The sequence below is a fragment of the Actinophytocola gossypii genome (genome assembly GCF_025165815.1).
Taxonomy (GTDB): Bacteria; Actinomycetota; Actinomycetes; order Mycobacteriales; family Pseudonocardiaceae; genus Actinophytocola; species Actinophytocola gossypii.
Genome location: NZ_JAFFZE010000006.1, coordinates 624865 through 637344, shown reverse-complemented (window position 1 = coordinate 637344; position 12480 = coordinate 624865). Strand labels below are relative to the sequence as shown.

Sequence of the window (12480 nt, the reverse complement as noted above, 5' to 3'; positions counted from 1 at the left end):
ACAATGGCGGGGGGCGTCACCTCATCGGTAGCGCGGCGGTAGCGCCGGGGGCGCTACGACACCGTCACCTCCGCGGCCGATGCGTAGGAGCCGCCGCTGGCGGAGTGCGCCTCCAGGCGGACGTAGCGGGCGTCGGTGGCCGTCCAGGTCGCGGTCTTCTCCCTGGCGTCCACCGGCCAGGTACCGCTGGTGACCTCGGTGAACGAGCGGCCGTCCACGCTGACGTAGATCACGTACTCCCTGATCGTGCCGTTGAGGTTGCCGTCGAACCTCGGTTGGTAGCGCAGCTCGGACACCGTGGTCGGCGAGCCCAGGTTCAGCGTGATCGACTGCGGCAGCGGGTGCGGCGGCGACCACTCGGAGTGCCAGAACGTGTTGATGTCGCCGTCGATCGCGTCCTCCGGCGGGCGGCCGGGGTTGAAGCTGCTCGCGTACACCGCCGGCTCCACGCACGGCCCGTCGGGGATGACCACCGGCACGACCGTGCTCGTCGGCCCGACCCGGACGGTCACCTGGTGCCGGCCGGGTGGGGTCTCCTGCGGCGCGGTCACCCGCACGACCGCGCGCCGCGCCTCGCCGGGCGGGGCGGTCAGAGCGGCCTCGGCCGGGTCGACGGCGATGGGCGCGGCGGCGGTGGCGGTCACCTGGTCGGTCACCGCCGAGTCGGTGCGGTTGGCGACCCGGACGACGACCGCGCCGACCCGGGTGCCGAACTCGCAGTGGCCGAGCGACACCTCGCGCGGCAGCACCACGCGGCGGACCGGTTCCGGGGCGCCGACCCTCGCCCAGGTGAACGGGGAGTCCGCGTAGTAGTCGGCGCGGCACTCGCCGCGGGTGGTGCGCGACCGGCCGGCGTCGTAGGCGTCCTTGCACTCCTCGCCGGCGACCAGGCCGTCGTCCACGCCGGCCGCGGCGACCGCGCCCGGGGTGAACACGTACCCGCTGTGCCGCAGGCCCTGGGCGAGCGCCAGCTCGTAGGCGGCGTCGGAGTAGGCGTGGGTGTCGGTCATCGCGGTCCAGAACGCCTGCGGGTCGCAGTCCACCGGCGCCTCGTCGTAGGCGAGCACGCACCGGGAGAGCCGCAGGTCGACGCCGAGGACGGGGATCGCGTCCCCGTCGGTGCCGAGCCGGTGGAACTCCTCGGCGGCCACCGCCGGGTCGCCGCCGACGTGCCCGGCCACCAGCCGCAGCCGCCGGTCCGAGCCGGCCTGCCGCACGGTCGCGTAGGCCTGGTCCTCGCTCTGGATCCGCTCGAACCCGGACGCGCCGCGCTCCACGTTCAGGGTGCCGGTGTTGACCACGATCGCGGTCTCCCGCACCGAGCCGTCCGCCGAGAACGCGTCCCGGCCCGGCGCGACCACGACCCGGTACCGCTGGTCGAACTCCGCCGACAGCCGGTGCGCCAGCCGGTGCGCGCCCCGGTCGAGCACCTCGGCCAGCAGCAGCGCGTCCGGCGCCGCCGGCACCCGCTCGGCCAGCCGGTCCACGAAGTTGTCCAGGTCGCGGGTGTCCCGCGCGTCGGCGGGCCGGATCGCGTCCTGCAGGTTCGCCTGGACGACGAGCACGTCCCTCGGCGGTGCGGCGGGCTCACCGCCGACCAGGGAGGCGCCGAGCGCGACGCCCGCCACGAGCACGGGCGCGACCAGCACAGCGACGATCTTCCGCGACATGATCACGCCTCCTGGAGGTCGGGCCGGCCGGACTCGACGACGAACGACGTGCGGGTCGACATCACCCCGCCGGGTTCGGTCACCTTGTCCAGTACGAGGTAGTCGGCCCGCCACTCGTCGGCGTCCGCGCGGCAGCGCACGTAGCCGCGCTGCGAGTTCACGAACTTCAGGTGCGGGTTGGCCGCCAGCCACTCGCGACCGCCGGAGCCGAGGTCGGTGCCGTTGCCGCCGGAGGTGATCGAGGTGCCGAGGAACTCCGGTGCCACGGTCGGCGAGTCCGGCCGGGAGAAGTCCGCCTTCAGCTCGGCCGCGCAGTTCACGTGCGCGTCGCCGGTGATCACGATCGGATTGCGCACCCGCCGGTCGACGATGCCGGTCAGCAGCCGGTCGCGGGAGGCCGCGTAGCCGTCCCAGGTGTCCGGGTTGAGCTGCTGGAGACCCGGGTCGGTGAGCCGGTCGAGCTGGGCCATCAACACCTGGTTGCCGATGACGTTCCAGGTCGCGTGGGAGCGGCCGAGCCCGTCGAGCAGCCACTCCTCCTGCTCGGCGCCGAGCATGGTGCGGGACGGGTCCTGGCGGGCGGCGATGTCCTGCGCGTCCCGGTACTGGCGCTCGTCGAGCAGGTGCAGCATGCCGTGCCGGCCGAACCGGAGCCTGCGGTACAGCCGGTTGTCGGTGCCCCTTGGCAGGGCGGCCGCGCGCAGCGGCATGTGCTCGTAGAACGCGCGCAGACCCCATGCCTTGCGGCGCAGGAAGTTCTCCGGCGTCGGCGCGGTCGGCTCGGTCTCGGCCGACCAGTTGTTCTTGACCTCGTGGTCGTCGACGGTGGCCACGAACGGCAGCACCCGGCGCGCGGCCCGCAGGTCCGGGTCGGTCGCCACCAGCGCGTGCCGGATCCGGTACTGGTCCAGCGACATCGGTTCGAGGCGCTGCGGCCAGGTCAGCGGAACGCCGCGCACGCCGCCGGTCGCGCCGAGCTGGTTCTCGTAGATCCAGTCGCCGAGGTGCACCACGACGTCCAGGTCCTGCTCGGCCAGGTGCCGGTAGGCGGTGAAGAACCCGGCGTCCCACGCCTGGCAGGACGCGAAGGCGAGGGTGAACGGGGTCGACTCGTGCCGGGCCGCCGCCGTCCTGGTGTGCCCGACCTCGCTCAGCTCACCGCGTACCGCGAACCGGTACCAGTAGTCGCGTCCCGGCCGCAGCCCGCGCACCTCCACGTGCACCGAGTGCGCCAGCTCGGGCAGCGCCCACACCGTGCCGCGCCGGACGATCCGGGTCATCGAGTCGTTCTCCGACACCTCCCACCGGACCGGGTACCGGACGTCCGGCATGCCGCCGAGACCGTCCTCGGCGAGCGGGTCCGGTGCGAGCCGGGTCCACAACACGACCCCGCCCGGTTCGGGTTCGCCGGACGCGATCCCGAGCGTGAACGGATGTCCGGGCAGCGGGGGCGTGGCCGCCACCCCCGGCGTGGACTGCGCGAGTACGGCGAGCCCGGCGAGCCCACCGGCGCCGGCGAGGAACCGCCTGCGGTCGAACCCCACGATCACACCTCCTGTGTCCGGCTCACCATTCGGCGAGGCCGCCGTCGTCGTGCCGCCACACCGGGTTCCGCCAGGCGTGGCCGAGTTCCGCGGCCCTGCGCACGGCCGCCTCGTCGATCTCGACGCCCAGCCCTGGCGCGAGCGGCCGGGCCGCGTGGCCGTCGGTGAAGTCGAACGGGCTCGGGTCCACCAGGTAGTCGAGCAGGTCGCCGTCCCGGTGGTAGTGCATGCGCAGGCTCTGCTCCTGGATGAGGAAGTTCGGCACCGCGAACCCCAGCTGCAGGCTCGCCGCGAGGGCGATCGGCCCGAGTGGACAGTGTGGGGCGAGCGTGGCGCCGTGCACCTCGGCGAGCGCCGCGATCCGCCGTACCTCGGAGATCCCGCCGGCGTGCGAGGGGTCCGGCTGCGCCACGGCGACCCCGGCGGCGAGCGGCGCGCGGAAGTCCCAGCGGGAGTACAGCCGCTCGCCGGTCGCCAGCGGGACCGTGCTGCCGTTCACCAGGCCGCCGACCAGGTGCAGGTGCTCGGGCAGCACGGGTTCCTCGACGAACATCGGCGCCACGTCGGCGAGCATGGCGAGCAGCCGGCGGGCCATGGCCGGCGACACCCGGCCGTGGAAGTCGATCGCGAGGTCCCGGTCGTCGCCGAGGGCGGCGCGGGCCTCCTCCGCCCGGCGCAGCACCGCGCGGGCGGCGGCGAGCGTGTCGATGGCGCGCAGCCGCCCGTTGGCGTTCATCTTGACGGCGGTGAACCCGGCCGCGACCTGGGCGGCGACGGCGTCGGCGATCGCGTCCGGCTCGTCGCCGCCGACCCACGTGTAGACCCGGAGCCGGTCGCGCACCGGGCCGCCGAGCAGCTCGTGCACCGGGGCGCCGCGCACCTTCCCGGCGATGTCCCACAGCGCCTGGTCGTACCCGGCGAGCACGCTCGACAGGACCGGGCCGCCCCGGTAGAACCCGCCCCGGTACAGCTTCTGCCAGTGGTCCTCGATGCGCAGCGGGTCCTCGCCGACGAGCAGTTCGGACAGCTCGTGCACGGCCGCGCGGACCGTCTCGGCCCGGCCCTCGACGACCGGCTCGCCCCAGCCGACGACGCCCTCGTCGGTGCTCAGCTTGAGGAACAGCCAGCGCGGCGGTACCAGGAAGGTCTCGACCTCGGTGATCCTCACCCGGTCTCCTCCGCCCGCCGCAACAGCTCGGTGTCCCGCTCGGCCTGGTCGAGCAGCGCGCGCATGGCCGCCTCCGCCGCGTCCGGGTCGCCGGCGTGGACGGCGTCGAACACCGCCTGGTGCGCGGGCACCGGGCCCTCGACCGGCGCGCCGTGCCCGTCGTGCACCAGCGCGTCCCGGGCGGCGAGCCCGACCTCGATCATCGCCGCCATCCGTTCCAGCAGCTCGTTGTGCGACGCGGCGAGCAGTGCCCGGTGGAAGCGCAGGTCGGCGTCGACCGCGGCTGCGGTGTCCGAAGTGGACGCCGCCATGGCGGCCAGGGCGGCGGTCAGGGCCGCCAGGTCCTGCTCGTCGCGGCGTTGCGCGGCGAGCCGGGCGCCTGCCGGCTCCACGATGGCCCGGACCTCGGCGAGCTGGCCGAGCAGCTCGCCGGTCGGCCGGGCGGAGAACTGCCAGCGCAGCACGTCCGCGTCCAGCAGGTGCCAGCGCGAGCGCGGCAGCACGTAGGTGCCGCGCTTCTGCCGCGCGTCGATGAGACCCTTGGCGGCCAACACCTTCAGCGCCTCGCGCAGCATGGTCCGGCTGATGTCCAGCTCGACCTCCAGCCGCCCGAGGTCGATCGACTCCTCGTGCCCGAGCCGCCCGGACACGATCCGCGCGCCCAGCTCGTTGACCACCTGCCCGTGCAGGCCGCGTCCGGTGTAGCCGTTCACCACGGGCTCCTCACGCCGAATCCTTGCTGACGGTCCAGCCGCCGTCGACCACGAGGCTCGCACCCGTGACGAACGAGGCGTCGGCCGAGGCGAGGAACGCGATCGCGGCCGCGACCTCCGCCGGCTCGCCGAACCGGGCGAGCGCGGTGCCCGCGACACTGCGCTCCCGGTCCTCGGCCGGCACCCGGTCCCACGCCGCGGTGAGCACCGGCCCGGGCAGCACGCAGTTGACCCGCACGTCCGGGCCGTACTCCACCGCCACCTGCCGGGTGAGCGCGTCGAGCGCGCCCTTGCTCGCGGCGTACGCGGGATGGCCGGGCAGCCCGGCGACGGCGTGCACCGACGACACCAGCACCGCGGCGCCGCGGGCCGCGACCAGGTGCGGCAGGCAGGTGCGCAGCGCCAGGTAGGCACCGCCGAGGTTCACGTCCAGCTGCCGCGCCCACTCGGCCGGCTCGGTGTCCGCGATCGGCTTGACCACGACCGTGAAGGCGTTGCTGACCAGCACGTCCAGCCGCCCGTACCGCTCGACGGCGAGCGCGGCCGCTCGCCGCCAGGCGTCCTCGTCGGCCACGTCGCCGGCGACGAGGTCGGCCCGCCCGCCCGCAGCGGTGATCTCGTCGACGACGGCCGCGGGCGCCACGTCGACCCCGACCACGGCGGCGCCCTCCGTGGCGAGCCGGCGGGCGGTGGCCGCGCCGATGCCCGAGGCGGCGCCGCTGATCAGCGCCACGCGCCCGGCGAACCGGGCCGCGCCGGGAGGTTCCGCGCTCTGGTACACGGCACGAGGCTACGAGAAAACATAAAATACGACAATATCTTGACAACCCGGCCCGGCGGGGTGAAAGTCATCGGCCAAAGCGGTAGGACCAGGGAAGGGCTGAAGCTCGATGACGCGTGGCAGCAACCTTCGCCGCCTGCTGGTCGCCATGCTGGGCGTGGTGAGTTTCGCGGCGGTCGCGTGCGGTGGGGACCAGGAGCCCGAGACCCAGCAGCGCGAACCGGGCCAGAAGATCACCCTGACGTTCTGGTCGTGGGTGCCCGGCGTGGACAAGGCCGTCGACCTGTGGAACTCCGAGAACCCCGAGGTCCAGGTCAAGCTGGAGAAGATCCCGGCGGGCAACCAGGGCGGGTACGCGAAGATGCACTCCGCGCTCAAGTCCGGTGAGGCGCCGGACCTCGCGCAGGTCGAGTACCAGGTCATCCCGGAGTTCCTGCTCGAGGACGGGCTGGTGGACCTCGCGCCGCTCGGCGTCGGGGACCACGAGGGCGACTTCGTCGAGTGGCAGTGGCAGCAGGGCGCGTTCGGCGACGGCGTGTACGCGGTCCCGCAGGCCTCCGGCCCGATGGCGATGTTCTACCGCGCGGACCTGTTCGAGAAGTGGGGCATCGCGCCGCCGACCACCTGGGCCGAGTACGAGCAGGCCGCGCGCAGGATCCGGCAGGCCGACCCGAACGCCTACATCAGCACGTTCCCGCCGGGGAACTCCGCCTGGTTCACCTCGCTGGCCGCGCAGGCCGGGGCACGCTGGTTCGACATCTCCGGCGACACCTGGCAGGTCGACATGGACACCCCGGAGACCATCGAGGTCGCCGAGTACTGGGACCGGATGCGCCAGGACGGCCTGGTCAAGACCGACCCGGACCTGCAGAACGGCTGGTACGCCGACCTGCAGGCGGGCCGGATCGTCACCTGGGTCGGCGCCCAGTGGGGCGACGCGATCCTGATGGGCAACGCCCCGGAGACCGCCGGCAAGTGGCGGGTGGCGCCGATCCCGCAGTGGAGCGAGGGCGAGCAGCGGTCGGCGAACTGGGGCGGCTCCTCGACCGCGCTGCTGAAGGGCGCGAGCTACCCGGAGGAGGCGCTGAAGTTCGCGCTGTGGCTGAACACCGACCCGGAGAGCATCGACCTGCTGATCGCCGGCGGCTACGGCTGGCCGGCCGCGAAGGGCGCGTTCTCCGGCTCGGCGCTGGACAAGCCGTACGAGTTCTTCAGCGGACAGAAGATCAACGAGGTGTTCGCCGAGGCCGACCAGAACATCGACAAGAGCTGGAAGTGGATTCCCACCACGACCGCGATGTACGAGAACCTCAACCAGGGGTTCCGGGCCGCGGTCGCCGGCCAGGGCAGCTTCGCCGACAGCGTGCGCGCCGCGCAGACCAAGACGGTCGCCGACCTGAAGGCCAAGGGCCTGCGGGTCTCGGAAGGCTGACCCGTGCCCGCGACCGCTCGGCGGCGGAAGGCACTGGTGCCGTGGGCGTTCCTCGCCCCGTTCTGCGTGCTGTTCCTGCTGCTGTTCATCGCCCCCATCGGGTACGCCGTCTACCAGAGCATGATCCGGGTCGAGCGCACCGGCCCGATGGGGCTCGGCGGGGCGCGTGAGGTCTTCGGCGGGCTGGAGAACTACTCGCGCGCGCTGTCGGACCCCGCGTTCGTGGACAGCCTCGGCCGGGTGCTGCTGTTCGCGGCCGTGCAGGTGCCGCTGATGATCGTGCTGGCGACGGTACTGGCGCTGCTGCTGGACTCCGCCTCCGCGCGGTGGCCGGCGATGTTCCGCGCGATGTTCTTCCTGCCCTACGGCGTGCCGGGGGTGATCGCCACGATCATCTGGGGGTTCCTGTACGTGCCGGGCGTGAGCCCGATCCTGGACGCCCTGTCCTGGCTCGGGCTGGAGGTGGACCTGCTCGGACCGTCCACTGTGCTCTGGTCGATCGCGAACATCGTCACCTGGGCGTTCGCCGGCTACAACATGCTCGTCATCATCGCGCAGCTCAAGGCGATCCCCGGCGAGCTGTACGAGGCCGCGATCGTCGACGGCGCCGGCCCGCTGCGGCTGGTGTGGCACGTGAAGCTGCCACTGGTGCGGCCGGCGATCGTGCTCACCACGGTGTTCACCATCATCGGCACCCTGCAACTGTTCGCCGAGCCGCTGGTGCTCAAGCCGCTGTCCACGGCCATCTCGTTCACGTACTCGCCGAACCTGTCCGCGTTCAACGAGGCGTTCAACACCAACAACCAGGCGCTCGCGGCGGCCGAGGCGGTACTGCTCGCGCTCGGCGCGTTCGTGCTGTCGTTCGGCTTCCTGCGCCTGGTCGGCAGAGGTCGCCGATGAGGGCGTCGCTCCGCTCACGGATCCTGGTCACCGCGCTCCTCGGCGTGCTGGCGCTGTACTTCCTGCTGCCGGTGTACTGGCTGCTGGTCGCGAGCACGAAGAGCACCGGCGACCTGTTCGGCAGCTCCGGCCTGTGGTTCGCGGACTTCCGGCTCGCGGAGAACCTGGTCAACGTCTTCACCTACGACGACGGCATCTACCTGCGGTGGGTGGCGAACAGCGTGCTGTACGCGTTCGTCGGCGCCACCGTCAGCACGCTGCTGTCGGCCGCCGCCGGGTACGCGCTGGCCAAGTTCGCCTTCCGCGGCCGGGAGACGGTGTTCAACCTGGTGCTCGGCGGCGTGCTGGTGCCGGCGACCGCGCTGGCGCTGCCGCTGTACCTGATGCTGTCGAACGTGGGCCTGGCCAACTCGTACTGGGCGGTGCTGCTGCCCAGTCTGGTCAACCCGTTCGGCGTGTACCTGCTGCGGATCTACACCGAGGCCGCGGTGCCCGACGACCTGCTGGAGGCGGGCCGGATCGACGGCGCGGGCGAGGCGCGGATCTTCTTCTCCGTCGTGCTGCGGGTGCTGACCCCCGGCCTGGTCACCGTGTTCCTGTTCCAGTTCGTCGGCATCTGGAACAACTACTTCCTGCCGCTGGTGATGCTGTCCGACCCGGCGCTGTACCCGATCACGCTCGGGCTGACGTCGTGGCAGTCGTTCGCCGACCGCCAGCCGGAGCTGTACCAGCTGACCATCGGCGGCGCGTTCGTGTCGGTGGTCCCACTGATGATCGTCACCGCGGTGCTCCAGCGGTTCTGGCGCGCCGGCCTGACCGAGGGGAGCGTCAAAGGGTGAGACTGGAACGGTTCGCGTTCGGCGGCGACTACAACCCGGAGCAGTGGCCGGAGTCCGTGTGGGACGAGGACATGGCGCTGATGCGCGAGGCCGGGGTGACGATGGTGAGCCTGGGCATCTTCTCCTGGGCGAACGTCGAGGCCCGGCCAGGCGAGTACGACTTCGGCTGGTTCGACCGCGTCATGGACCGCCTGGCGGACAACGACGTCGCGGTGTGCCTGGCGACCATGACCGCGTCTCCCCCGCCGTGGCTGGCGAAGCTCGCGCCGGAGACGCTGCCGAGGGGCGCGGACGGGACCGTGCTGTGGCCGGGCGGCCGGCAGCACTACTGCCCGTCCAGCCCGGTGTACCGGGAGCACGCCGGCCGGCTGGTCGACCGGCTCGCCGCGCGCTACGCCGGCCATCCCGCGCTCGCCCTGTGGCACATCGGCAACGAGTACGGCTGCCACGTGTCCGCGTGCTACTGCGACGTGTCCGCGGCCGCGTTCCAGGACTGGCTGCGCGCGCGGTACGGCGGTGTCGACGGGCTCAACGAGGCGTGGTCGACCGCGTTCTGGTCCCAGCGCTACGACGACTTCGACGAGGTGCTGCCGCCCAGGGTCAACCCGGCGTTCGCCAACCCCGCGCAGCAGCTGGACTTCCAGCGGTTCTCCTCCGACGCCCTGCTGGACTGCTTCCTGATGGAGAAGGAGATCGTCCGCCGGCACACCCCGGACGTCCCGGTGACGACGAACCTGCTCAGCGTGTGGAAGCCGGTCGACTTCTTCGCCTGGGCCAGCCACCAGGACGTGATCTCGCACGACTCCTACCCGGACCCGCACGACCCGGCCGCGCACGTCGAGGCGGCCTACAACTACGACCTGATGCGCTCGCTCGGCGGCGGCGCGCCGTGGCTGCTGATGGAGCAGGCGCCGAGCGCGGTGAACTGGCGCGACCGCAACGCGCCGAAGGGCCCCGGCCGGATGCGGCTGTGGAGCTACCAGGCGATCGCCCGCGGCTCGGACTCGGTGCTGTACTTCCAGTGGCGCCAGTCGCGCGGCGGCGCGGAACGGTTCCACTCGGCGATGGTCCCGCACGCCGGCACGTCGTCGCGGACGTTCCGCGAGGTGTCCGCGCTCGGCGCCGAGCTGGCCGGGCTGCCCGAACTGCTCGGCTCGCGGGTGGAGGCCGAGGCGGCGCTGGTGCTGGACTGGTCGAGCTGGTGGGCGCTGGAGACCGACTCACACCCCGCGACCGACCTGCGCCAGCAGGAGGCGAACCTCGCCCACTACCGACCGCTGTGGGAGTCCCGGATCACCACCGACGTCGTGCACCCGGCCGCGGACCTGTCGGCCTACAAGCTCGTGGTGGTGCCGAACCTGTACCTGGTCGACGAGGCCACCGCGGCGAACCTGGTCGCGTACGTCCGCGGCGGCGGCCACCTGGTGGTGTCGTTCTTCTCCGGCATCGTCGACGAGTGCGACCGGATCCACCTCGGCGGCTACCCGGCGCCGTTCCGGGAGCTGCTCGGCCTGCACGTCGAGGAGTTCTGGCCGCTGGCCCACGACGGCGAGGTGCCGCTCGCGCTGACCGACGGGCACACCGCCACCGGCACCCTCTGGTCGGAGTGGCTCACGGTCGAGGGCGCCGAGCCCCTGGCCACGTTCACCGGCGGCGAGCTGGCCGGCCGACCGGCGATCACCCGCCACCCGCACGGCGACGGCGTCGCGTACTACCTCGCCACCCGCCCCGACCCGACGACGATGGGCCTGCTGCTGCGCCGGTTCGCCGCCGAGGCCGCCGTGCCGCCGGTGCTGCCCACCGCCCCGGCCGGCGTCGAGGCGACCGTCCGCCGGGCCGAGGACGGCAGCCGGTACCTGTTCCTGTTGAACCACAACCCGTTCGCCGTCACCGTGCCGGTGCCCGCCGGCGCGCGCGACGTCCGCACCGGGTCAGCACCCGAGCCGGAGGTCGCGGCCCGGGGCGTGGTGATCGCGCGGCTCGGCTGAGCCGTCACACGCCCCGGTTCTGCCGTTCGAGGTAGGCCTTGGCGTCCCTGACCTCGGCCTCGACGCTCTTCGGCAGGGTGCGGCGGAGGATGGGTTCGACCAACCAGCGCACCGCCGGCTTGGCCTCGATCGTCATCGTCCTGGTCACCAGGGTCCCGTCCTCGACGGGCTCGCACACGAACGTCGCGTTGAACGTGATCAGCCGGTGCCAGAGCTTGTTGTTCGGCGGTGGCAGGAGCCCGACGTCGATGCGCTTGCCGGGCGTGAGCACGCCCTCGGCGACCATCTTCGGCGCGGGTCCCGGAATTCCGGGCATTGTCGGCCGGAATTTGAACTCGACGCGGTTCTCCTCGCGGCGGGACCAGTCGAACGGCCCGAGTTTGTCGTCCACCTGCGCGTAGCGTTCGATGTCGAGCACGAACTCGAGGAATTCCTCCGGCGAGCATGCCATCGTCTGTTGGGCCCGTGCTTCCACCATGGCGGCATCCTATCGTCGATCTTGCGTTACGGCCTACTGCACGAGATTGCCGATCGCCATCAGCACCGCCCCCGACCAGGCGAGACGGCGCCCCAGCAGCCGGCCGAGCAGCGGATCGCGGCGGAGCGCGGCGACCCGGAACTGCGCGATCCGCGCCGCAAAAACCGGGGCCAGCAGCAGCCCGAGCAGCAGCGGGAACACCCCGTTCACGACGAGCAGCGCCACCACGGCGAGGTCGGCGACGGCGAGCACCCCGAGAATCCGGATGTAGTTGTTCTCCCCCGCGATCGTCGCCAGGTTGATCCGGCCCGCGCCGCGGTCGGTCTCCAGGTCGCGCAGGTTCGAGTAGAACGACACCATCATCAGCCAGAACGCGAACAACGCGCCCTCGACGACCAGGTGCGCGGTGACCCCGCCGGTCAGCGCCCAGAACGGGACGAACACCAGCTCCGCGGTCCACAGGAACAGCACCAGCTCCTGGAACCCGATGTGGCTGAACTTCAGCCCGTAGGAGTACTGCACCGACACGGCCGCGCCGGCCACCGCGAGCACCACCAGCCACACCGGATGGTGCGGCGCGACCAGCAGGCCGGCGACCAGCAGCGCCAGGCCGACCACCACGCACGCCCAGGCGAACCGCAGCGCCTGCGGCAGCCGCAGCTCCCCGGTCACCAGCGGCTTCCAGCGCAGGCGCCGCAGCGCGCTCGGGTTGTCCCGGTAGTTCTTGGCGTCGGTGCCGTCCCGGAACCCGGTGACGTCGTCGAACGCGATCACCGCGCAGTGCACCAGGAAGTACCCGGCGACGATCAGCGCCAGGGCCGCCCAGGTGCCGCCGCCGGCGACGACCGAGGCGGGCAGCAGGGTCGCCACCAGCAGGTAGCCCAGGTTGTAGTCCAGGAAGTAGAGGTTGGCGAGGTGCGCGTAGGCGCGCACGGAACTCGCCACGGGGGTGCGGAGGTCGACCATC

The 12480-nt window shown here is 72.4% G+C and carries 11 protein-coding genes; 4 read left to right on the top strand and 7 right to left on the bottom strand.

The features are described 5' to 3' along the window. Nucleotides 1–53: 53 nt before the first annotated feature. Genes JT362_RS07705 through JT362_RS07685 form a run of 5 tightly spaced genes read right to left on the bottom strand, consistent with a single transcriptional unit; the run spans nt 54 to nt 5876 of the window. A complete protein-coding gene (locus JT362_RS07705) occupies nt 54–1670 on the bottom strand; it encodes a discoidin domain-containing protein (protein WP_260190325.1) in 1617 nt (538 codons plus the stop codon). Between the two features lie 2 nt (nt 1671–1672). Next, on the bottom strand, nt 1673–3214 hold the full coding sequence (locus JT362_RS07700; RefSeq protein WP_260190324.1) for an alkaline phosphatase D family protein: 1542 nt from the start codon (nt 3212–3214) through the stop codon (nt 1673–1675). Between the two features lie 22 nt (nt 3215–3236). Next, on the bottom strand, nt 3237–4382 hold the full coding sequence (dgoD, locus tag JT362_RS07695; RefSeq protein ID WP_260190323.1) for a galactonate dehydratase: 1146 nt from the start codon (nt 4380–4382) through the stop codon (nt 3237–3239). Further along, nucleotides 4379–5095, bottom strand: coding sequence for a FadR/GntR family transcriptional regulator (locus JT362_RS07690; RefSeq protein ID WP_260190322.1), 717 nt, complete (start codon nt 5093–5095; stop codon nt 4379–4381). The genes dgoD and JT362_RS07690 overlap by 4 nt, the downstream gene beginning before the upstream one ends. Nucleotides 5096–5105: 10 nt before the next feature. Then, complete coding sequence (locus JT362_RS07685; RefSeq protein WP_260190321.1) at nt 5106–5876, bottom strand: SDR family NAD(P)-dependent oxidoreductase; 771 nt, start codon at nt 5874–5876, stop codon at nt 5106–5108. Between the two features lie 109 nt (nt 5877–5985). On the opposite strand from JT362_RS07685, the gene JT362_RS07680 reads away from it, so the two are divergent. Genes JT362_RS07680 through JT362_RS07665 form a run of 4 tightly spaced genes read left to right on the top strand, consistent with a single transcriptional unit; the run spans nt 5986 to nt 11035 of the window. Continuing rightward, entirely contained in the window at nt 5986–7308 is a 1323-nt protein-coding gene (locus JT362_RS07680; RefSeq protein WP_260190320.1) for an ABC transporter substrate-binding protein, read from the top strand. A 3-nt stretch (nt 7309–7311) separates the two neighbouring features. After that, entirely contained in the window at nt 7312–8208 is an 897-nt protein-coding gene (locus tag JT362_RS07675; protein ID WP_260190319.1) for a carbohydrate ABC transporter permease, read from the top strand. Further along, complete coding sequence (locus JT362_RS07670) at nt 8205–9047, top strand: carbohydrate ABC transporter permease (RefSeq protein WP_260190318.1); 843 nt, start codon at nt 8205–8207, stop codon at nt 9045–9047. Before JT362_RS07675 ends, JT362_RS07670 begins: the two co-directional genes overlap by 4 nt. Then, entirely contained in the window at nt 9044–11035 is a 1992-nt protein-coding gene (locus JT362_RS07665; protein ID WP_260190317.1) for a beta-galactosidase, read from the top strand. Before JT362_RS07670 ends, JT362_RS07665 begins: the two co-directional genes overlap by 4 nt. A gap of 4 nt (nt 11036–11039) precedes the next feature. Here the strand turns inward: JT362_RS07665 and JT362_RS07660 are convergent, their stop codons facing one another. After that, on the bottom strand, nt 11040–11513 hold the full coding sequence (locus JT362_RS07660) for an SRPBCC family protein (RefSeq protein WP_260190316.1): 474 nt from the start codon (nt 11511–11513) through the stop codon (nt 11040–11042). 33 nt (nt 11514–11546) lie between these two features. Next, entirely contained in the window at nt 11547–12479 is a 933-nt protein-coding gene (locus JT362_RS07655; protein ID WP_260190315.1) for a UbiA family prenyltransferase, read from the bottom strand. Nucleotide 12480 lies beyond the last annotated feature (1 nt).